At 58.1% G+C, this 22,405-nt stretch carries 19 protein-coding genes; 9 read left to right on the top strand and 10 right to left on the bottom strand.

The features are described from left to right. Positions 1–40 precede the first annotated feature (40 nt). The 5 genes from SHIM_RS11575 to SHIM_RS11555 form a co-directional block, all read right to left on the bottom strand. Positions 41–808, bottom strand: a complete 768-nt coding sequence (locus SHIM_RS11575; RefSeq protein WP_054002792.1) for an SDR family oxidoreductase — start codon at positions 806–808, stop codon at positions 41–43. A gap of 106 nt (positions 809–914) precedes the next feature. Next, positions 915–1,895 (bottom strand): TAXI family TRAP transporter solute-binding subunit, encoded by a 981-nt coding sequence (locus tag SHIM_RS11570; protein WP_082358372.1) that lies wholly within the window; start codon positions 1,893–1,895, stop codon positions 915–917. Positions 1,896–1,897: 2 nt separating this feature from the next. Further along, a complete protein-coding gene (locus SHIM_RS11565; protein ID WP_054002790.1) occupies positions 1,898–4,012 on the bottom strand; it encodes a TRAP transporter permease in 2,115 nt (704 codons plus the stop codon). Then, positions 4,009–5,277: an alkyl/aryl-sulfatase gene (locus SHIM_RS11560; RefSeq protein ID WP_054002789.1), complete on the bottom strand. Its 1,269-nt coding sequence runs from the start codon at positions 5,275–5,277 to the stop codon at positions 4,009–4,011. Before SHIM_RS11560 ends, SHIM_RS11565 begins: the two co-directional genes overlap by 4 nt. Further along, positions 5,274–6,917 carry a sulfatase-like hydrolase/transferase gene (locus tag SHIM_RS11555; protein WP_054002788.1) on the bottom strand — a complete coding sequence of 548 codons (1,644 nt, stop codon included), beginning with the start codon at positions 6,915–6,917 and terminating at the stop codon, positions 5,274–5,276. Before SHIM_RS11555 ends, SHIM_RS11560 begins: the two co-directional genes overlap by 4 nt. Positions 6,918–7,042: 125 nt before the next feature. On the opposite strand from SHIM_RS11555, the gene SHIM_RS11550 reads away from it, so the two are divergent. Continuing rightward, positions 7,043–7,885, top strand: a complete 843-nt coding sequence (locus tag SHIM_RS11550; protein ID WP_054002787.1) for a helix-turn-helix domain-containing protein — start codon at positions 7,043–7,045, stop codon at positions 7,883–7,885. Positions 7,886–7,918: 33 nt separating this feature from the next. Here the strand turns inward: SHIM_RS11550 and SHIM_RS11545 are convergent, their stop codons facing one another. Both SHIM_RS11545 and SHIM_RS11540 read right to left on the bottom strand, forming a co-directional pair. Beyond that, positions 7,919–9,091: a DUF3179 domain-containing (seleno)protein gene (locus SHIM_RS11545; RefSeq protein WP_054002786.1), complete on the bottom strand. Its 1,173-nt coding sequence runs from the start codon at positions 9,089–9,091 to the stop codon at positions 7,919–7,921. A 218-nt stretch (positions 9,092–9,309) separates the two neighbouring features. Next, positions 9,310–10,071 (bottom strand): NAD kinase, encoded by a 762-nt coding sequence (locus SHIM_RS11540; RefSeq protein ID WP_054002785.1) that lies wholly within the window; start codon positions 10,069–10,071, stop codon positions 9,310–9,312. 182 nt (positions 10,072–10,253) lie between these two features. On the opposite strand from SHIM_RS11540, the gene glyA reads away from it, so the two are divergent. From glyA to SHIM_RS11515, 4 genes are all read left to right on the top strand, one after another. Further along, entirely contained in the window at positions 10,254–11,546 is a 1,293-nt protein-coding gene (gene glyA, locus SHIM_RS11535; protein ID WP_054002784.1) for a serine hydroxymethyltransferase, read from the top strand. A 522-nt stretch (positions 11,547–12,068) separates the two neighbouring features. Then, positions 12,069–13,052, top strand: a complete 984-nt coding sequence (locus SHIM_RS11530) for a LuxR C-terminal-related transcriptional regulator (protein WP_082358370.1) — start codon at positions 12,069–12,071, stop codon at positions 13,050–13,052. Between the two features lie 714 nt (positions 13,053–13,766). After that, positions 13,767–14,954 (top strand): winged helix-turn-helix domain-containing protein, encoded by a 1,188-nt coding sequence (locus SHIM_RS11520; RefSeq protein WP_054002781.1) that lies wholly within the window; start codon positions 13,767–13,769, stop codon positions 14,952–14,954. Further along, positions 14,951–15,799 carry a DUF817 domain-containing protein gene (locus SHIM_RS11515; RefSeq protein WP_054002780.1) on the top strand — a complete coding sequence of 283 codons (849 nt, stop codon included), beginning with the start codon at positions 14,951–14,953 and terminating at the stop codon, positions 15,797–15,799. Before SHIM_RS11520 ends, SHIM_RS11515 begins: the two co-directional genes overlap by 4 nt. Here SHIM_RS11515 and SHIM_RS11510 read toward each other — a convergent pair. Then, positions 15,796–16,170: a hypothetical protein gene (locus SHIM_RS11510; RefSeq protein ID WP_054002779.1), complete on the bottom strand. Its 375-nt coding sequence runs from the start codon at positions 16,168–16,170 to the stop codon at positions 15,796–15,798. The genes SHIM_RS11515 and SHIM_RS11510 overlap by 4 nt on opposite strands. A gap of 74 nt (positions 16,171–16,244) precedes the next feature. Between SHIM_RS11510 and SHIM_RS11505 the strand changes: the two genes are divergently transcribed. After that, on the top strand, positions 16,245–17,015 hold the full coding sequence (locus tag SHIM_RS11505) for an alpha/beta fold hydrolase (RefSeq protein ID WP_054002778.1): 771 nt from the start codon (positions 16,245–16,247) through the stop codon (positions 17,013–17,015). On the opposite strand, the gene SHIM_RS11500 is transcribed toward SHIM_RS11505, so the two are convergent. Then, complete coding sequence (locus SHIM_RS11500) at positions 17,000–17,185, bottom strand: hypothetical protein (RefSeq protein WP_054002777.1); 186 nt, start codon at positions 17,183–17,185, stop codon at positions 17,000–17,002. The genes SHIM_RS11505 and SHIM_RS11500 overlap by 16 nt on opposite strands. 107 nt (positions 17,186–17,292) lie before the next feature. Further along, entirely contained in the window at positions 17,293–18,042 is a 750-nt protein-coding gene (locus SHIM_RS11495; RefSeq protein WP_054002776.1) for a YbaY family lipoprotein, read from the bottom strand. A gap of 179 nt (positions 18,043–18,221) precedes the next feature. On the opposite strand from SHIM_RS11495, the gene SHIM_RS11490 reads away from it, so the two are divergent. The 3 genes from SHIM_RS11490 to SHIM_RS11480 all read left to right on the top strand — a co-directional run bounded on the left by SHIM_RS11490 (position 18,222) and on the right by SHIM_RS11480 (position 22,346). After that, positions 18,222–18,890, top strand: coding sequence for a response regulator transcription factor (locus SHIM_RS11490; RefSeq protein ID WP_446740604.1), 669 nt, complete (start codon positions 18,222–18,224; stop codon positions 18,888–18,890). A gap of 68 nt (positions 18,891–18,958) precedes the next feature. Beyond that, complete coding sequence (locus tag SHIM_RS11485; protein WP_054002774.1) at positions 18,959–20,140, top strand: FIST N-terminal domain-containing protein; 1,182 nt, start codon at positions 18,959–18,961, stop codon at positions 20,138–20,140. Between the two features lies 1 nt (position 20,141). Then, the gene (locus tag SHIM_RS11480; RefSeq protein ID WP_054002773.1) at positions 20,142–22,346 is read left to right on the top strand and encodes a PAS-domain containing protein; all 2,205 of its coding nucleotides are present in this window, start codon (positions 20,142–20,144) and stop codon (positions 22,344–22,346) included. Positions 22,347–22,405: the final 59 nt, after the last annotated feature.

Raw genomic sequence — 22,405 nt, 5'->3', positions numbered from 1 at the left:
CAGTCAGGCCTGATCGGGTCGAAACACTGTTATGCGCGGTTCACTTTAAACCAAGCATATCGGTTTGCGCCAAAGCGCCCATGCCGCCGTCAATCACGATATCCGTGCCGCGCAGCCAATTGCTCTGTGGGCTGATAAGAAACAGGATCACGTCAGCCACTTCCTCCGGCAGCCCCGGCCGCCCAACGCGGGCAATGTTTTGCGCAACCTTTTCACCAAAAGCGGCAACAAAATCATCAAGGATGCCGGTGCTAACAGCCGCAGGGCTGACCGAATTCATTCTGATCCCACGCGCTATCATGGTCTCGGTTTCGGCCATGGTCAGCACAATCACCGCCTCTTTTGACAGGTTGTAGGCGCGGGTCGCCCCCATCGAACGGTCGGCCATGAACTCCGATACTTCACCTGGGCTAAGTGCCATTAGGGCTTTGACTTCATCCAAATTTTGACGCCACATCGCCCCTGCCCGCGAGGCTGTGTTGACGATCGCCGCACCAGGGGCAAGCTTGTCGAGCATGCCATCCAGAAAGGCCTTCAATCCGAAATAGTTCACCTGCAAGATCTTCTCTTCCAAACCTTCTCGCGGGGGCAAACCCGCGTTGTTGATAAGCGCATCAAAAGGTCCTGTCGCCTCGGCAATCGCAGCCGCAATCGACGCCGGATCGCTGAGGTCGGTCTGTATCCAGCGATCAACCGCCGCCGTGGGCTCGGAAATATCAAACGCCGTCACCTCATGACCGCCAGCCCTGAGTTTTTCTGCCACTTGCGCGCCGATACCGGTGGCGCCTCCCGTCAATGCAACGCGCATGGGTCAAGGCCTCACGTATTTGGATGTGATTTGAATCCCCAACGGGATCTTTGACGTCGTTAACCGAGCAACCCGGCGCCGGTGATGACCAGCGCCGGAATTTGATTTAGTCGATCACACCAACTTCGCGGTAATAACGCGCCGCTCCTGGGTGCAACTCCATCATGCCCAGTTTCAACGCTGCTTCGTTTACGCTCAGCCGCTTGGCCCAGGGTGCATCAGACGACACCTGCCCGACGTTGTCCCAGAAGGCCTTGGTGATATTATAAACCGTGTCTTCATCCAGATCGGCCCTTACACCGACGCCGACATGCGTACCCCAAGACGTGACAGGGCCATCATTCGTCTGGCCATCATAAAGTCCGGCAGGGATATCTTCACGTGCGCGGAACTTGCCCAGAAACTTTTCTACCGCCTCGCCTTCATGGCTTTCCGGCGCAAGGAAACGGATTTCCACGGTTTCTGTGATCTGAATAAACTGACCACAAGGATCAAGACAGCCGGTGACGTAGACGTCGATTTTGCCGTCCATAAAGGCTTGGAAGCCAGTCTGCCAATTGGCTTTGATCGCCTCATAATCCTCACCGGCAACAAGTCCGGTTGTGGACGCGATCCAGCCTTTGGCGCCATTATAGGCTCCGCCGCCAGTTGGCCCCAAGAAGACGGTCGAGCCTTCAAGATCATCCAGCGTTTTGATGTCGCTGTCTGCCCGTACGGTGAAGTGATAAGCGCCGTAAGGATACCACATCAAGAGCTTGAGGTTCTTGGCCAGCTCCGGTGCTTCGGGCGTCTTGGCATACATCGCCTTGCCGCTGGACATCAGGTTGTAAACAACCGGGCTGGTCATCGACAGATCAAGGTTGCCGCGCGCCACTTCGACCATATGAAGCGTTGCCGCGCCACCGCCGGACACTTCGATCTCGGTGCCTTCGACGTGGTCATTCACGATGTTGGCGAACGTGGCCATGGTGATCGCGGCGCTCAGGCTGGGCGCGATCGTGGCCATTTTCAACGTTTCCTCTTCGGCCTGAAGCGGTGCGACCGCGAGGGCCATCGCGGCAGTCGCCGCTAGGATTGTAGTACGCATGATTATCCTCCCTGATTTAATGCGTAGTCTTTCGGCACCGCGTCAATCGGCGACGGATCGCCTTTCAAGAAACGATGCACAACGATCAATGCGATGGCTGCAATCAGCGCCGGTCCGGCAATGGCCACCTTAGGCACAAGCAGCAGCAGACCAACAGCCGCGCGCAAAACCCTTTCCACAGGGTTCAGGCGGTTTTTCTCAAATCCCGTCAGGGCTGAGGTCAAAAGCCAAAGGGCAATGGTCATGGCCAGCACGATCCATCCAAGGTCAAACCATGTGACAGTGGTGATATCGATCATGGCGCGCGATTGCGGCAGTTCCTCTCCGAACCACGCAAACATGACCTGAAGTTTGTACAGGATCGCGGGGTGATAGACGAAAACAAATGGGATCAGGAACCCCGCTAGCGACAGCCGCGCGGCCTGAAATCCCGTGCGCACCGGATCCGCGCCCGCAATTGGCGCTGCGGCAAATGCGGCCAGCGCCACAGGTGGCGTCACCGTGGAAATAACCGCGAAGAACACCACGAACAGGTGCAGCGTCAAAGGCGCCACACCAACCGCATCGATGCCCGAGGACAGCGCAATCACGATGATGAAATAGGTCGCCCCCGGCGGCAGCCCCATGCCCAAAACGATAGAGCCCAGCGCGACCACAACAAGAGTCAAAAACAGCGGTCCTTGTGACAATTGCGCCAGCAACAGCGACAGCCGCCCGGAAAAACCGGACACTTGAATCAGGCCGACAATCAGACCGATCGCAGCAACAATCAAAATGATCGAGGCAGACATCCGGCCGCCTTCGACAAAGGCCCGATACACTTTTTTGCGGTCCCGAAAGGATGGAAACAGGATCAGCGCACTCAGGATCGCGGCTACAAAACCAAAGAAACCGGCTTTGGGCACTGATGGCTGTGCAAACAGGAAGTAGCTCAGCACAAAAATCGGTACGACAAACACCAGGCATTGCACCAGATCCGGTCGGCTCAGCTTTGGCCGCTGATCTTTGGGCAGCGGTCCAACACCTTGGCGGCGGGCCTCGAAATAGACCGTCATAAAGGTGCCAAGGTAATAGAAAGCCGCAGGGATAATCGCCGCGATGACGATATAGCGATACTCCAGCCCGATTTGGCCTGCGACAAAGAAGGCCACGACCCCCATCACCGGCGGCATCACTTGCCCGCCAGTTGAAGCCGCCGCCTCGACGGCCGCGGCAAACGCTGGTTTGAAACCAGAGCGTTTGATCACCGGAATTGTCATCACACCGGTTGAGACAACGTTGGAAATCGCCGCGCCCGACAGGGTGCCAAACAGTGCGGAAGACGCCACCGCCGCGTGCGCTGCACCGCCGGTCAAACCACCGGTCAGCCGGTTGGCGACCTTCATCAACAAATCTCCTGCGCCGCTCGCCATCAGAACGGACCCAAAGACGATAAAGATCAACACATTGCCCGACACCACTTGGATCGGCTGGCCAAACATGCCGCCGGTCTGTGTCCAGAAATTCAGCACCATCGAACGCATACTTTGTGCAAATGTGCTTTCGGATCCCGCAAAAATTCCGGTCCATTCGGGCAAATAGCCACGCATAAAGAAGTAGATCACCCAGAACAGACAGAACCCGACAATGAACGTGCCATAGATGCGCCACGTCATATAAAGCGTGATCGCTGTGATCAGCGGAAACAGCACGTAATCAATGGTTCGCGCCGTGGGCAACAGCCCGCCATCGATGGCAAACAGGTTTGAAATCCAGAACGCAAACACCACAATTGAGACGCCAGCCAGCGTCCAGTTGATCCACGCGGTTTTGTGCATGGTCAGCGACATGATCACGAACCCAAACGCCAACGGCAGACCCAATATCATCCCTGTCGGGGTTAGGAGCGATTGCTCGATCGTGCGATATGCCGCGCCCAGCCAATGGGTCTTGAGCAACAGCCGCTGATCGCGACGCGACAGCTCGTCAAACCCCGGCGTGGTTGTCTCAATCACCCAGCGAACCAAATCGCTGATTGGCCCCGATGCCGCAAAGATCAGGATCAGCAGCACAAACAGGAACGACGCAACATCTGCGACCTTTTTGTGGAAACCCGGAACATGGATCGGATGACTCATCCTTGGCCCTCAATCTTGTCACGCAGTTGTTTTGCACCCCAAAAATACGTGTTGCGCGCGGTCGCGTTGATTTCGACTTCGGCAAGTGCTTCCATCGTGTCGGCCTTGAGCGTTTCTGCGGGTGCGCCCAGCGCGATCAGGTGATCACAGAGCTCCAACCGCCATTGCATGTCGCCGGTGTCTCGTGCTTTGGCCATCAAGGCCTCAACGCCACCTGCCAGCTCTGCCACATGGCCTGCCCGCGTCGCGCTGGACAGCGTGCCAAGGTGGGTCGGGTTGCCATCATACCACCCCAAAGTGCCTGTCGCAAAAGCCCGCGCCGACCACGTAGCCTTGCCGTAAAACTCTTTCAGCCACGGCTTGTCCGCGATCTCGGCAGGCAAGGCCATCGCCGCACAGATGTCATCCAGCGACTGACCTGCATTCATACCGTCGGCAGTGGCGCGCATCACGTACAGGATTGCGTCGCGGGTTGATGTGAGCACATCAACCACGTTTTCCGCCCCCACAACCGGACGCGTATGGCCGGGCGCCATCGTCTCGGCCCCAAGGTCTGCCATCAGCGTCAGGCTGTCGGCCCAAGCCTGAAAATCGCGGTACGGCGTGCCGCGAATGGCGTAGAGGTTTGGAAAGGCGTGATACCAGTTGTCCCCCGAAAACAGGATTTTCAGATCTGGCAACCAGACCACCAGATGGTCGTCCGTCTCACCCGGCGCATGCACCAGACGCGCGGCAACTCCGTCCAGATCAATCTCGCAATCCTGCGAAATCAACTGCGTGGGCGCGATAAAGCCTGCCCCCATGCCTTCCATCGGACGATCTCCTGGGCCAACTCCCAGACTGATGCGCTGCTCAGGTGCCAGCCCGATACCAAATTGCATCATGGTGCGTCGCATCAACGCTTTGTTAGCGGCGATCGCGCTCTCGTCCACATCCACCAGATCGGATTTGAACAGATGCGACGCAATCACCGGAACGTCGCGCCCTTCCGCAAACACGCTTGCGCCAGAAATATGGTCCCGATGGCTGTGTGTCAGGATGATCCGCCCTACCGGTTTGTTTGTCAGCTTGCGAAACTCGGCGAAGATATTCTCCGCCGCCTTCGTGGTCTCGGTTGTGTCAATGATAGTGACGCTGTCGGCACCTTCGATCATATGCACGGTCGATGCTGCATAGCCGACAGCGGTCCAGATACCCGGCGCCAGCGCAATGATGTCTTTGCGGGTTTGCTCGCCTTGCGCGATCAGATCAGGATGGGCTGTCATTGCGGTGTGTACCTCTGCTTCGCCTTACCCCGATATTTGGACAAGAGCTCTTCATCGACTTCTGTGCCGTCAACCAGAAAGGGCAAAATGCCCCGTCGCATGGAACGGCCGCGCATCGCGCGGATGTCGTCATCCGAACGGGTCACCCTCTGGCTCATCCGTCGGCCCCACTCCGCCAAATGGGCGTAAAGTCTGTCGATCTCGGCCTCATGCGCATCGCCCTTGGCCAAATCGTGAAATTCCTCGGGGTCCTCGTCCAGATCAAACAGCATCGGGCGGAACCCGCCTTCGGCATGCATCAACTTGAAGCGACCATCAAACACCATGAACAGCCGTGCATCGCGCGGCTCCAACCCCAACTTCATGGCCTGCGGCGTGGCGGAATAGTCAAACTCGCTGATAGCATACTCGCGCCAGTTCGGAGTTTCGCCCCGCAACCACGGCATCAGCGACCGACCCTCGATGATATGGTCCGGCACTTTGCCGCCCGCCGCCTCGACAAATGTCGCGGCCAGATCGATGGATTCGACCAGCGCATCGCACGTGCTGCCACGGCTCGCATCCGCTTGCGCGCGCGGATCATAGATGATCATCGGCACCTTGACCGATGGCTCATGGAACAGATCTTTCTCACCCAACCAATGATCGCCAAGGTAGTCGCCATGATCGGACGTCAGCACGATCATGGTGCTGCTCAACTGATCCGTCGCTTCCAGGTGATCCAACAGCCTGCCCAGTTGATCGTCGCATTGCTTGATCAGACCCATATAGGCAGGGATCACCTTTTGGCGCACCTCATCGCGCTGAAACGCCTGGGCGATCTTGTTGCCCTGATAGGCGTCAAACACCGGATGCGCGTCCTCGCGCTCGACATCGTGGCGCACGGCGGCAGGCACGTGGTTCGCCCCGTACATGTCGTGATACGGCGCGGGCACGATATACGGCCAATGCGGTTTGATGAAACTGACATGCGCCAACCACGGCCGCGCGTGTTCTTGTTCGGTGAACTCGATTGTCTTGGTGGTGAGCCAAGGCGTCTCGCTATCTTCTTCTCGGATGTTGGCCGCCTTGTCGGCGTTGCGGAAAATCCAGCCCGAAGCAATCTCATCGCCCTCAACGCCAGAGTTGGCAAAATCCGCCCAGGGGTTCTCGCTCTCATAGCCTTTGGATTTCAAGTATTCGTTATAGGGCGAGCGTTTTTCGTCATAAAAACCGTCCGGTCCGTAGCCCCACAGCCCGTCATCGCGCACCCAAGCGTCAAAGCCGCATTCTGCCTGCCGCGCGCCGATCATGCTATCGGCTGACAGACCCAAGCGCGCCATCCCCTCGGCATCCGCCTTCATATGTGTCTTGCCAATCAGCCAGCAATCCATGCCCTCACGGCGGAGATGATCGCCAAGCGTCTGTTCGCCCACCCGCAAGGGAAACCCGTTCCACTGCGCACCATGGCTGGACGCATAGCGCCCGGTGTAAAAACACATGCGCGACCCGCCACAGACCGGAGATTGCACATAAGCGTTGGAAAACCGCACGCCCATGGCCGCGACCCGATCAAAATTCGGCGTGTGTAGATGCGGATGACCAGCGCAGGACAAGTAGTCGAAACGCAGTTGGTCATACATGATGAACAGGATGTTCATGGATTTCAAATTTCCCCGTCGCGGGAGCAATCCCGCAGTGTCATTTTTCTGATTCGTTGCCTCACTTTGACAAGCAGACTTGGCTTGCGCTATTCAGGAGTTCACCAGATGAACCGGAGGATGGCGTGACAGACCTCGAAGGACCAAAGCGTATTCGCGCGCTTGACCGCGGGCTGTCGGTTGTCGAACACCTCTCAAATTCCGGACTGTCCACCCTCGCGGATCTGCGGGCCGCGACCGGACTCAGCAACGCCACGTTGCTGCGCAATCTGGCGACATTACAGGATCGCGGATGGGTGCGTCGCAATATTGTCGAAGGTCACTACGAACTCGCCCATTCGCTTGGCGAGGTGCTTGGCGCCAACGCCCGCGCGCACCCTCTGGCGGAAATCGCCGCGCCGATCCTCTTGGAAATGAAAGGCCGACAGCTTGGCTTTCCGTCCGATCTTTGCGCCCTGATAGGGCCGGGAAAGATGGAAATCGTGGAAAGCACCCGCATTCGCGGCCCAATGGCGCCGGGACGCACCTCCTTGGGCATTCGACCCTCAATGCTGCGCTCCGCTCATGGCCGTGCGTTTCTGGCGTTTTCTAGCCGCGAAGTGCGGGATTTCCACGTGCAGATCATCCGTTTGCAGGATCTCAAGGAAAACCGCCCGTGGGTGGAGGCTGCCCGGTTGGACGAGGAACTTGAGAAAACACGCCAGCGCGGTTACGGCCTGCGCGATGCTGACTATTTTCTTCACTACGCGTTTGATCCCGGCCCTGACATCTCGGCAATCGCGGTGCCAATCCTGTCACGGTCCGGCATTCACGGAACCCTCAGCATCCTTTGGCTGCGCGAAGACACAACCCTTCAAGAAGTGCTGGCCTTGGACAGCTTGAACGACATGCGTAAGGCCGCGTCACGCATCGGTGCCGCCATGGACAAGCACGGTATCAAGGCCCCGGTGTTTGCCACAACCGGCTGATCACGTCACATCAACGCGACCTCTCCCACCAGCTCAGAAAGCGTAAAATGTCGTTTGCGGGTGAAAGGTGATCCAAGCCCGCAGAAACTGTTGATAGCTTTGCAGCTGCACAAGCTGTTTGCCTTGTAGCGCACCAGAAACACAGCGCCCGAAATCATCCCAGCCCGACCCTGTGCCAAGGTCGCGAACCCCGTCCTCTGCCCATTCAAACTCCAACGCCGCGCCGTCAATGCGCCGGTCATAGACAAAGCCCGACGTGCCCGCCGCATCGCTCAACACCAGCAGCGGTGTCTCGCCAACCTGATCCATCACCATCCGCGCTTTTTGCAACTCGGCCCAGTCATATCCCCGCACCGCGCCGCCGGTTTCGACCCCGATCACAAGGGGCGGAGTTTCCTGCCGGTGCCAGCCGGGCAAGCTCGCCTCATAGTTCAGCAGCTTGGCCAGAAAGGTGTATTTGCCCACAAAGGCCGGATCATACTGCAACACGCTGCTTTCCGGATATTTTGCCAGCCAGTTTTCCAATGTCATCTGCTCAAAGGCGACGTCTTCCAGTTGCCGACCTTCCAACGGCCCCTTGGCGGCCTCTCCGGTTTCCTGCCGCCACCAACTGCCGGTCCGGCTGTCACAGAACACCGCGTTAAAACTGATTGCGCCAACCAACGAAAACTCAAGCGGCTCTCCGTCCACGTCGATGTCATAGACCCGCCCCGAGCGGCACAGCCCGCAATAAGTGACCCAGATCGGCTTGCCCGCGATCTCGTCTGTGATCTGGTGGTGATAAAACAGCATGTTGACTGGATAAGCCTTCTGCACGCCATCGCGCTCCACGCCGACCACTTGCAGCTGCGGGTCGACCTTGTTCTCATCCGCGCCCAGAAATACTTTTTGCGAAATCGGCAGGAACTTCACCTGACCCACCCAAAAGTGGTTGAAGACCCAATAGATGCCCGCCCAAACCGCGCCCAAAATCAGCGTGCCCAACACCACAGCCACCGGCGCGACGGCCATGGCTTGTGATGCAAAGACCACCAGCGCGATGGCCAAAACTATGCGGAACATCCGAATGTTGGACCACATGAAATGCGCCAGATCCATCTGCCACGCAAATTTCTGCAAAATCGGCGGCGTTCCGTTGGCGCTAAGCCCCTTGATCAGTTCGACCAATATCAGCAGCAGAAAGGTGACAAAGAAAAGTGTCGTCATGTGATACGGCCTCCAAGGGGTGCTGCAAGCTCAGCAATCAACGGCTCTGGAATTCACCGCTATAACGTGCGCTGTTATTCCGATTCGTCTTCCGATCTTGGCAAATGGCCGATTTCGGCACTATCGATCTGTTCACCAGGTGAACAGGTCAGCCGGAAGGGATTTGCCTCCGGCAAAGCCAGAACACACCCAGCGCGCCAGTTAGGCGCACATTTGGCTTACACAAATTGTTCGCGGATCAGTCGTTCTTCCAGGCCATGACCGGGATCAAACAAGATCCTGTGCGCAACCGAAGGTTCCGAGCGGATCTCCACGCGCGTCACGTTTTCAAACGACCGACTGTCAGCATCCGCCATCACAGGCCGCTTTTCAGGCTCCACCACGTCAAATTGCACATGCGCCACCTTTGGCAGCAAAGCCCCGCGCCAGCGACGCGGACGAAACGGCGCGATGGCCGTCAGTGCAAGCACATCCGACCCGATGGGCAGGATCGGTCCATGTGCGGAATAGTTATACGCAGTCGATCCCGCAGGCGTGCTGACCAATGCGCCATCACACACCAGCTCTTCCATACGCAATCGGCCGTCCACCGTGATCCGCAACTTCGCCGCTTGCGGACCCGCGCGCAAAAGCGAAACTTCGTTGATCGCGAGCGCCTCATGTACAGATCCATCCGCGCAAGTCGCGCGCATCGACAGCGGGTTCAGCACCTCTTCTTGCGCCGCGTCCAGCCGCTCCAACAGATCGCCTTCGCCGTAACTGTTCATCAAAAACCCGACGGTGCCACGGTTCATGCCATAAACCGGCGCCGCCAAATGCTGTGTGTCATGCAGGGTTGCGAGCATGAATCCGTCACCACCCAGCGCCACAATCACGTCGGCTTCCTCCGGCGTGCAATCCCCATAGCGGCCGATCAAAGCCGCGCGCGCGGTCTGTGCCACGGGGGCACGACTGGCCAAAAAGGCGATTCTTTTTTGCATCTCTACCAAATCCGCCGAGATCGTTTCCGAGCTGCGCCATTGTTTCCTATGGCGGCATATATTTATCCCCTGCACCATTCACGGCGTTCAGACAAGACATTGCGTCGTTTTATGACCTTCCGTCTCTGTCATCTTTCCTTTACCTAGCGGCCAACGTGAACACCTGATCTGGAGATGCATCCATGACTGCGACCCGCGACGCCGGCTTTTTCACAGAGTCCCTGTCTTCCCGTGACCCCGAGCTTTTTGCCTCGATGACCGACGAGCTGGGCCGCCAGCGCGACGAGATCGAGCTGATCGCCTCCGAAAACATCGTCTCCGCGGCGGTGATGGAAGCGCAGGGCTCCGTGCTGACCAACAAATACGCCGAGGGCTATCCCGGTCGCCGCTACTACGGTGGGTGCCAATATGTCGACGTGGCCGAAAACCTCGCTATCGACCGCGCCAAGCAACTGTTTGGGTGCGACTTCGCCAACGTACAACCCAACTCCGGCAGCCAAGCCAACCAAGGTGTTTTCACTGCCCTTCTGCAGCCCGGCGACACCATTCTGGGTATGTCACTGGACGCCGGTGGCCACCTGACCCACGGCGCCAAGCCAAACCAATCCGGCAAATGGTTCAACGCCATCCAATACGGTGTGCGCCAACAAGACAGCCTGCTTGATTACGATCAGGTGCAGGCACTTGCGACCGAACACAGACCCAAGCTGATCATCGCTGGTGGCTCCGCTATCCCGCGTCAGATCGACTTTGCCAAGTTCCGCGAAATCGCCGACAGCGTGGGCGCCTATCTGATGGTCGACATGGCGCACTTCGCCGGTCTGGTTGCCGCAGGCGAGCACCCCTCGCCGTTCCCGTACGCAGACGTGGCCACCACCACAACCCACAAAACCCTGCGCGGTCCGCGCGGCGGCATGATCCTCACCAACGATGAGGCCATCGCCAAGAAAGTGAACTCCGCGATCTTCCCCGGTATTCAGGGTGGCCCCTTGATGCACGTGATCGCCGGCAAAGCTGTCGCCTTTGGCGAAGCGCTGCGTCCCGAGTTCAAAACCTATCAAAAGCAGGTCCGCGCCAACGCTGTGGCTCTTGCCGATCAGCTGATGAAGGGTGGCCTTGATATCGTCACCGGTGGCACCGACACCCACGTGATGCTGGTCGATTTGCGCCCCAAAAACGTCAAAGGCAACGCCACCGAGAAAGCCTTGGGTCGCGCGTTCATCACTTGCAACAAAAACGGCATCCCGTTTGATCCGGAAAAGCCGATGGTCACCTCAGGCATCCGCCTTGGCACCCCTGCCGGGACCACCCGCGGTTTTAACGAGGCTGACTTCCGCGCGATTGCCGACATGATTGTCGAAGTGGTCGACGGGCTGGCCGCTAATGGCGAAGAAGGCAACGCCGAGGTTGAAGCATCGGTCAAAGCCAAGGTCGCAGACCTTTGCGCCAAATACCCGATGTACCCGAACCTGTAAAAACGGCGTTCGAAAATCAAAAGGCCGTCTCTAGGTAATCTGGAGACGGCCTTTTCTTTTGGGCATGTCCGCAAATGGTGCTGGGAACAGGAAACCGGACAATCGCCGCGGACTGACCTTAGGTCTGCTTTGCGGACGAAGCTGCCATTCACTGCGGCTGACCCGCCGTCTGCTTTGCAAAATTCACGTTGGGAAAGGCGCCTGTCGTCTGCGCGGGTGACAAAGTTCCACTTCAAGCAATGCTAATCAATTCCAAGGATCACAAACTTGGAGCAAGACAATGGCGAACTGGGTAACAATCTCACGCAATGCGAAAACACATGGTCACTTCGCGGGGCGCACTACGGCAGAACAGGACGCGTATTTCGAGTTTTTTGGAGGATCAGATCGCAGTGGCCTTAAAGTAATCTTCCTGACTGTCGGAAGGGTCTTCACCAAGGTACGAAATGTCTATTCGGCGCGCGGCTTGCGTTTTCCCTTTGCCGAGATAGCTTCATCTAAGTAAAACACGAGCCCTTGAACATGTCTAAGACCACGACCACGAAACCCAGAGCACATGATGCTATCCGGAAGGTGCTTGAAACCGACATAGACAGTTATCTCGCACGCGATCGCGACGCCTGGTTGCAGTGTTGGATCGACGACGCTCGATTTCGAAGCGTTATGGAATGCGGAACGATGCAGATCGCGCGTTCGTTCGATGAGTTTCGCCGGAATGTGTTTGAAGCAATGGACGCCGAACCCGACCCGGTGCAAGCAGACGTGCAGCTCAAAAATCTTGAAATCCACATCAGTAACAATGTCGCTTGGGCCACATACGAAGAGATCGTCACAAGCGCTTCCAATCCACGTGCAACACCAAGTCATTCGCACAATTTTCGCCTGTTGGAGTATGGAAATGGAGCATGGAGGATTCTCTTTCATGGTTGTTGGGCAGAACCGCTCCGCGACACTGAGGACCCGGCACTAGAAGTCGCTAAAGATGGACGCGTTCTTTGGGCGAATGATGTCGCCACGGCGGAACTGAAGAATTTCAGAGGCCTTGTCATCAGCAACGGAAAACTGCGCGCTTCCAAGCCGTCATGGACTTCAGAACTTCATTGCGCCATCTCGCGTGCTCACAATCTAACGGCGTTCGGAAATTACAATCGCGCAAAAAGTGAAGGAGGAGGTGAGGTCCAGTATCCGGTCGTCTTGGGTGAAAACAACGACGGTGGCTTGATGCTGTGTTGGGTTAAGGTTGTCGATGCGCGTGTGTACATTCTGTTTGGATCCGGCAGTGACCTCTCAAAACAGATCGATGTTGCTCAGGCCATTTTCGCGCTTTCAAAGGCGCAAACAGATATGGTCAGATTGATCGCCAAAGGCATGGAACTCTCCGATGCCGCCGAGGCTTTGGGTGTGACAAAAAACACCGCACGTACGCATCTTAGACGCGTCTACGAAAAAGTTGGTGTGAACAGTCAGATTGAGCTCTTGCGGTTGATTATTAGCTTTTCGACCTGAAGCCTGATCGAACAAAGCTGCCATTCAAACGCCACGCAGCATCGGTCAAAATGGGCTCAAATTGCACATTCGCCGCATTCGGCCCAATGTCTAGTTCTGGGATTGCTAGGACCAACATAGAATGCGGGCATAGTCCTTCTTTGCATACTGACAGGACGACTTAATGGTCCAATCTCTATTCAGACTGGGCCTTCAACCAGCCAATAATCCTGACAGCCGCAGAACCTGAAAAATTCGCAGCCTTTTGCGAATCATATGAATCCTTGGACGGGTCAAAAACCCGCGCGCTTTTGGCGCCCTTGGGCCTCACCCAAACGCAAACCAACTCGCCGAATTCATCCGTTTCGGCAACGTACAAAGCGCTGTTCATCTTTCATCTCCGTCCAGCCAAAACGCGAAAAAGCCGGCGTAAAGCGCCCGCTCAAACAGCAGCTTTCTGTCATTTTTAATGTCATTGTGCAGGGCATCTGCGCCGCACATAACTGCAAACTGGGACGCCACGTTTACGCCGTCCTACCAAACTTACCGCCGAGGAAAAGCCCGCCACAAACGTCGCCAAAAATTCCGGCATCTCTTTGCCGACGTCACCCGTTTTTTGCCGATCTGTCCGTATGCATCAGGCGCGCACCCCTAGGCGAAACCCCACCGCCGGAATCTCGACCAAAGTCAAAGAATGTTCTTCCTTTGTCCAAACGCATCCCCTAGCGTGCGCCAATGAGTTTACGTATTTCCAATCGCGATGCACGGCGGCTTTGGCTGTCGCTTCAGGGCCTCGCTCCCGCCCCCACAGGCCCCGCCGATCCGCTCGCCACCATTCAAAAGCTCGGCTTCGTGCAACTCGACAGCATTCAGGTACTGGCCCGCGCACATCACCACATTCTTTGGTCGCGCAACCAAAACTACCGCGAGCCGATGCTGGACAAACTCTTGGCGCAAGATCGAACAGTTTTTGAACATTTCACCCATGACGCCTCGGTTCTGCCTATGGAAACCTATCCCTACTGGCGCGCGCAGTTTAGCCGCCGCAAGAACAGGATGGACACCAAGGGCTGGTTCAAAACCGCGCTGTCAAAGGTGGATCTGGATCAGATCAAAGGCCGCATCGCCGCCGAAGGGGCCCTTTCGACCGAGGCCTTTGACACAAAAATCGAAGGCCCCAAGGAAATGTGGTCGCGCCCACCCCACAAACAGGCGCTGGATTACATGTGGTACGCGGGTGACTTGGCCACCTGCTATCGCCAGAACTTCAAAAAGTTCTACAACCTGCCGGACAGGGTCATTCCCGACCACATCCGCGCCGCTGATATGTCAGCAGCCGTGCAGCAAGACTGGCTTTGCACCGAGGCCGTTTCCCGGCTGGGCTTTGCCACGCCCGGCGACATCAAACGGTTTTGGGAGGCCGTGGACACAGCCGACGTCAAGGATTGGGTGGCCAGCTCAAACCTGATCGAGGTCGAGGTACAAACCGCCAACCGCCAATGGCTGCCGATGCTGGCCCCGCCCGACATCGCCGACCGCATCGCAGACACGCCCGCACCGACATCACGCTTGCGCATTCTCAACCCGTTTGATCCGGTGATCCGTGATCGCGACCGGCTGTCGCGTCTTTTTGGCATGGACTATCGCATTGAAATCTTTGTGCCTGCCGCCAAACGCATCTGGGGTTACTACGTCTATCCGCTTCTGGAAGGGGACCGTTTCGTGGGACGCTTGGAAGCAAAAGCCGACCGCAAAAATGGCACACTTTCCGTTACCCGCCTCTGGGCCGAAAACGGCGTGAAATGGACCGAAGCTCGCACGACAAAACTGGACGCTGAACTGGAACGCATGGGCCGTTTTATTGGCGCGCGTGATATCTTGTGGTCCTGCGACAAAGCCCCGGAGCCCGCCCCCGTACAATGACCCGCACGCTGTCAAACACCCGCCTGCTGGAACGCGCCCTAGGCGACTGGATGCGCGCGCGCCTGCCTGCACCGCTGACAGAACTTGTGATGTTCTGCCTCAAGATGCTCTGGGCGGGTCTGTTTGGTGGCGCGTTGCTTTTGGGCATGATCGTCACCAATCGCATCTGGCAATCAGACTGGCCCATCGCGCGTTACGACGCCCTGCTGATCTATGCCATTGCCTTGCAGGTTTTGTTCCTGACCCTGCGCATGGAAAGCTGGCGCGAGGCCCGCGTGATCCTTCTTTTCCACCTCACCGGCACCGCGATGGAGATCTTCAAGGTCAACGCCGGCAGCTGGGCCTATCCCGGTGACGGGCTGATCAAACTCTGGAACGTGCCGCTGTATTCAGGGTTCATGTACGCGTCTGTCGGCTCGTTCATGGCCCGTGCGATCCGGCTGTTTGACATGCGCTTCACACCCTATCCGCAGTTCTGGACGACCATACTTCTGGCCTGCGCGATCTATGCCAACTTCTTCGCGCATCACTTCCTGCCCGACATCCGGCTGGCATTGTTTGCGGCCACCGTTCTGCTCTTTCTCAAGACCCGCATTTACTTCCGCATCGGCGCAAACTGGTATTGGATGCCACTGCCACTCGCAGCATTTCTCTCCAGCATCTTCCTGTGGCTCGCCGAAAACATTGGCACCGCCACCAAGGTTTGGCTCTATCACGGCCAATCCGCCAATGACTGGGTCAGCCTCGCCAAAATGGGCAGCTGGTATCTCTTGCTTTATGTCAGTTTCACCACGGTCACCGTGGTCTTCCGCGACGCCCTTATGCGCGAACACACGCGCCCCTAGATATAGCCCTGCCAGCGCAGAAACAGGATCACCAGCGCCGTCAACACAATCAGGTTAAAGCTCAGCGAGCCCAGCACATCCAGTATCCGGTCAACACGGCGTTGGCGCGGATCCACAGTTTTCAAATGTTCCGCGATGGCATCAAACGCCTTTTGAACCCGCGCACCGTCCATTTGACGCATCAGCTTGGGATGGCCGGTCAACCCGCGGGCCTCCTCGATCACTGCGGCCTCTTTGTGCAGCCAGTTCGGAACCCGTCGCCCGATCTTTTTCATCGCTTTGGGCAATGACTTGCTGCGCACGCCGAACTTGGTCTTTGCCAAAGCCAGCACAGCGCGCGCTTCTTGATCAAGTGTGTCTGCATCCATCATCTGGCCTGTTTAAGGCCTTGCCGCGTCACACTCAACTCTGGAACCCCACACCATTGCGCACTATTCATTGCCGTATGCTGAATGTAATTGACCACGGCCCCGCCGACACCAACGAACCGCCGCTCCTGATTGTGCATGGCCTGTTTGGCTCCGGCCGCAACTGGGGCGCGATTGCCAAACGGCTGTCGCCAAACCGCCGCGTGATTGCTGTCGATCAGCGCAACCATGGCAACTCCCCTTGGTTTGACAGTCACACCTACGAAGACATGGCGGCTGATCTGGCTGAGGTCATCACGCATTTTGGCGGACGCATGGACGTGTGCGGGCATTCCATGGGCGGCAAGGCAGCTATGGTTCTTGCGCTCACCCGCCCTGATCTGGTCAACCGCCTGATCGTGGCTGACATCGCGCCGGTGACCTACGGCCACGATCAGAACCAAAACATCCAAGCCATGCGGTCAGTGGACCTCTCCAAAGTCACAAAACGGGCCGATGCTTCGGCACAATTGGCCGCTCATATTCCTGACACCACATTACAAAGCTTCTTCACACAATCGCTGGATGTCAAAGAACAGCGCTGGCGTCTCAATCTTGATGTGCTGGACGCCGAGATGCCGAAGATCCTGTCTTTTCCGGACATCTCAGGTCGGTTCGAGGGTCCAACCCTGTTCCTGTCAGGGGCAAACAGCGACTATGTGGCACCCGAACACCGCGCAACGATCCGCGAAAAATTCCCCAAGGCGCGTTTCGCCAAAATCACTGGCGCGGGTCACTGGCTGCACGCGGAAAAGCCGCGAGAATTTGTCGCCTCGCTCGAGGCATGGCTCTCTCACTCGGCGTTATAAATCCGTTTGGCGATGACCCAGCTGATCGGAAAGGCGATCAGAAAACCTGCAACGGCGGCTCCAAGAATGGTCCACAGCCCGCCAAAACCGGCAACCAGTGCAACAACGATGGCCACACCTGACAGGGTGGCGCCAATAAACAGATGCAGGATCAGGCTTAAATGCAGCATGGTTTCGCTCCCTTTTCTGAGCCTTTCCTAGCTGCCAAAACCACGTGCACGCAACGCGGCCTTATGGCGCGACATGTCAATGCAAAGCGCCAAACACAGACCGCCGTTTACTCCGCCATCAAACGCATAACCTCGCGACCATCCGCATCCACCAACGCGGCACCGTTCTGCACGTTATATCCTGTCACCCGATCCAGCGCGGCAAAGAACTGCATTTCCTGCGCGCCCAATGCCCCGGGGCACGCCATCTTGGTGCTGGCCAACGGCCCAAAGGCAAATCCGCCGCGGCTCGTGTCCACGCTGCCAGTGAAACGGTTGCACCCACTGCTGCCGCTCACGCGCCCATCCGCGTCAAAGCGCATCTGCGGCAGCCTTTCGGATTGCAGCTCTTTGCCATCAAGGACCACCACCAGCCACTCTGATGATGTTAAAACATCTGGCATCTCTGCGGCTTCTTGCATCGGCATCTTCTCCAACATCACATCCACGCTCTCCGGAGCCTCGCGCGTTAGGGCAGGAAACACCGATGTCGTGCGCCACAACACGTCGCCGTCCACGACGATCTTGGCCTGCACCGCATAGCTGTGCGCGTCGCGCACCATCGCATCATCATAACTCAACCGATACGAAACCGGCACATTGCCTTCTGGACGCAACACAATCCGCGCCAGCTCGACCGAGGGCGCATCGGCAAGCGAAATATCCTGCAACGACACCTCGACTGTAGCGCCTTTCGGCATCGCGATCCTCTCGCGATACCCCACGCTGCCGCTCAGATCCCGGATCTCCGCCACTGCCACACCCGCCGCGCCAAACAATGCCGCCGCCAAAAGACCGACTTTCCAAAACTGAGCCATCTCGCACCTTTTCTCACACAACCTACGCCACCCTAACCCAGCTTTCGCACCAGACAAGAACCCGCCGCGTCATACGCGTCTTCCCGCCCAACACCACCTGACCGCTACGACCTTTGGCCCCCTTGGATTCGCCTTGCACTTTGTTAGGCTGACCGCCTAACTCATGTGACATGACCCAAATGCCTGATCTTCCTCGCCAATCGTTGCGAAACCGCTTCAAAACAGCCCTCGTGGTCGACGACCACCCGCTGTTTTGCGACGCTTTGGTGATGACCCTTCAGGCAGTATCTCCGGTTGAAACCGTCACCACTGCCGCCAGCTTGGCAGAAGCCCTGACCGCACTTGACGACAACACACCAGACATCGTCGTGCTTGATCTCAATCTGCCTGACGTCAACGGCTTTGACGGGCTGATCCGTTTGCGCAAGGCCACCCGCGCCGCAATCCTTGTGGTGTCCTCCATGGCCGACGCCCGCACAATCAACGCGGCGCTTTCGGCAGGCGCCGCCGGTTTTGTGCCCAAACACAGCCAACGCGACATGTTCCGCCGCGCGCTCGAAACCATCGGGCGAAACGAAACTTTCGTGCCCGAAGACCACATGACCGAGGCCGACACCGCCACCCAAGAGGCGGTCGCCCGTCTCGCCTCGTTGACCACGCAACAGTCGCGCATCCTCGAATTGATCTGCGAAGGCAAGCTCAACAAACAAATCGCTTTTGACTTGTCGATTGCCGAAACCACGGTCAAAGCCCATGTCACTGCAATCATGCGCAAACTTGGCGTTCATTCCCGCACCCAAGCGGTGCTGATCGCCAAAGAAGCCAGCTTCGACGAGTACTTGCGCTAAGCCACATCGCACGCCTAAGGTGCGCGGGCGGTCCTGGGGAGAGACCGCCAAAGGGAGGAGATCACATAATGGACGGCGTGACCGACCAGTCCCGCCACCCTGTTCAGCGGAAGGAGGAGGCCGCTGGGCTTGTGCGCCGCGGGTTTGCCCCCTGCGAGGCGCCGGACGCCATAGATCGTCTGGTGACCGCGCTTGGACACGACCCGTTGGCGCTGGTGATCCTCTTCCTCTCCCCGCAAACACCCCTGCCGGAGTTTCTGAGATCCGCCAAAGGCCGTTTTGGCGCAGCCCAGGTTGTCGGCTGCACCACCGCAGGCGAGCTTGGCGCCGAGGGCTATACCGAAGGTGAAATCGTCGCCATCGGCTTCCCGCAAGCGCATTTTGCCGCCAGCACGCTTTTGATTGACGACCTCAACGACATCCGCGCCTCTGACCGCATCTCGCAAATGATCCAGAACCGAAACGCGCTGGCCGCCAGCCACCCTGCTTGGCAATCTGAATTTGCCTTTCTGATGGTTGACGGCCTGTCGCTGCGCGAGGACGCGCTGGCCAATGAAATCGCCCTCGGCCTTGGTCCTGTACCCTTGTTTGGCGGTTCTGCCGGCGATGGTGAAGACTTCGAACAGACCTACGTAATCCAAGATGACCAAATCCACGACAACGCCGCGATCCTTGTGCAGGTCCGCTCCAATTGTCCGGTGCGCGTGTTCAAGACCGATCACCTGCAACCCACCGATGCGCGCATGGTTGTCACCGCGGCCGATCCCGCCAAACGCCTTGTGCACAACATCAACGCCGAACCGGCCGCCCGCGAATACGCCCGCATTCTCGGCAAAGACCCCGAGCAGCTCTCGACCTTCACATTTGCCGCCCACCCCGTCGTGGTGCGCATCGGCGATCAAACCCACGTCCGCGCCATCCAACGCGTGGCCGAAAATGGTGATCTGGTGTTCTTTTCCGCCATCGACGAGGGTATGGTGCTCACGCTGGCTGAACCAGAAGACATGGTCGCCCATCTGGACCGCGAACTCTCTGCCCTATCCGGCTCCAAAACGCCCGATATGATCCTAGGATGCGATTGTCTGTTGCGCCGCGTCGAGGCCACCCAGAAACAGATGACCACCGGCCTTTCCGAGGTCATGGCCCGTCACAACGTCGTCGGGTTTTCCACCTACGGCGAACAGGTCAACTCTATGCACGTGAACCAGACCTTCACCGGCGTCGCGATCTACCCGCCTGAAAGCACGTGACATGGCCAATTCGCTGATCAATCCAACCGACACGCTTGTGCGGCAGAACGAGAAACTGCTCACCATTGTCGACACGCTAATGCGCCGCGCCGAACAAGGACCAGACACTTCCGGCATGGCCTACGCGCAATTCGAACGCGCCGTGATGCTCGAAGAGGAGGTCCGCGCCCGCACCCGCGACCTTGAACACGCGCTTGATTTGCTCAACTCTTCCAATGCCCAACTTGCCACTGCCAACGCCGAGGCCGAAGCCGCCCGCGCCAACCTCGCCAACGCGATTGAGACCGTGCAAGAAGGCTTTGCGCTGTTTGACACCGACGAAAAGCTGGTGATGTGCAATTCGCGCTTTGGCAAACACATGCGCGACGTGCACACCAGCTTCCAACCTGGCCTGCCCTTCCGCGACTACGTTCACATCGTCTCAACCAGCCCATATCTGGAATTGCCCGACGGCGAGACCCCCGCCCAATGGGCCGCGCAACGCATGGCCCGCCACAAAGAACAGCACGTGGTGTTCAACGCCCGCATGGCGGGCGATCGTTGGCTACAAGTCAGCGAACACCGCACGCGCGACGGCGGCACCGTGGTGTTGCAAACCGACGTGACCGACATGATGCTGCTGGAGCGTCAGGAACGCGAGCGGCTCAAGGACGATCAGGCTCAGCTGATCAAAGCCACGCTGGAGCATCTCAACCAAGGGGTTGGCATCTTTGATTCAGAGGCCCGTCTTGTGGGCTGGAACCGCCGCATGAGCGAGCTGCTGTCCATCCAGATCGGCCGCTTCCGTGTCGGCCAGACCTTTGGCTCCATCTTTGACCAACTCCGTCGCAAAGTGTCCTTTGCCTCTGCACAAGATGCCGAAGCTTTGCCGCATTGGACCGCCCGCAAAGGTCGCCGCGCCCCGCTTAACTTTGAGGTAGAAATCGGTCAGGACCGCACTCTCGCGGTCTTTGCCCAGCAGATGCCCGACGGCGGCTTCGTGATATCCTTCACCGACATCACCGCCGAACGCGCCGCCATGAGCGCCATCTCACAGGTCAATGAAACACTGGAGCGACGCGTGACCGAACGCACGCTGGAACTTGAGGCCGCACTGGCCGAGGCCGAGCGCGCCAATGCCTCCAAGTCGCGCTTCGTTGCCGCCGCCAGCCACGATCTGTTGCAACCTCTGTCCGCCGCCAAACTCTATATGGCGTCGCTCGACACCGATCTGACCGACGCGGACCAACGCGAACGCCTCCTTAAAGCCAGCAACGCCTTGCAAAGCGTCGAACATATCCTTGGCGCGCTGCTTGATATCTCGCGGCTGGATTCAGGCCGCGCCGCCGTGCATGTCTCCGAAATCCCGCTCAATGTAATGCTGCATCAATTGCACGACGAAATGGCTCCGCTGGCAGCCGTCAAAGGGCTCCGGTTTGATGTGGAAACACAGGCCGCGCACGTGGCATCCGACGCAACCTATCTGCGGCGTATTTTGCAAAACCTGATCTCCAACGCGCTGCGCTATACCGATCAAGGCCGCGTGTCAGTGGCACTCAAACGCCAAGGCAATCGCGTTGTGGTCACCATCGACGACACCGGCCCCGGCATTCCACCGGAACAACAGGACAAAGTCTTTGACGAATTCCACCGCGTCAACGCCGCCGCCAGCCCCGCCGAAGGCCTTGGTCTTGGCCTCGCCATTGTGGATCGGGCCTGCCGTCTGCTGGATCATCCGCTGACCCTGAACTCCACCCCCGGCGTCGGCACACAAATCTCTGTCGACCTGCCTCTCGCCGTTCCCAGTTCTACGTCCGTTGCAGCCGCCATTGACCCTATCGCCGAAACACCACTGACGCACCGGATTGTGCTGTTGGTGGAAAACGACTCCGATCTGCGCAACGCCATTTCTATGACGCTGGAAAACTGGGGCGCGGATGTGTTGGCCTGCGAAGGGTACGGTGAGGCAGTCGCGCTCCTCCAAGAAATCGACATTGCCCCCGACGTGATCCTTGCCGACCATCAGCTTGACGACGGCGCAACCGGCACAGGGCTGATCGCTGATTTGCGCGCCACCTACGGCGCCTTGCCGGCTGTGGTGATCACCGCCAATCGCGCCCCCAATGTGCAAACGGAAGCCGCCGCGCTAGACGCGCCGCTGCTTTACAAACCCCTTGATCTTGACGCATTGCGCGCGGCTCTGGAAACGCAGCTTCCGCGGAGCTGAACTGCTGAAACCAACTTTTGGCAGCCTCCCGGTGTCTCACAGCAACCTCCGTATCGACA

It is taken from the genome of Shimia sp. SK013 (assembly GCF_001292625.1).
Lineage (GTDB): Bacteria > Pseudomonadota > Alphaproteobacteria > Rhodobacterales > Rhodobacteraceae > Shimia.
Note: the sequence above shows the minus strand (reverse complement) of the source record. Positions and strands in the feature narration are given on the sequence as shown.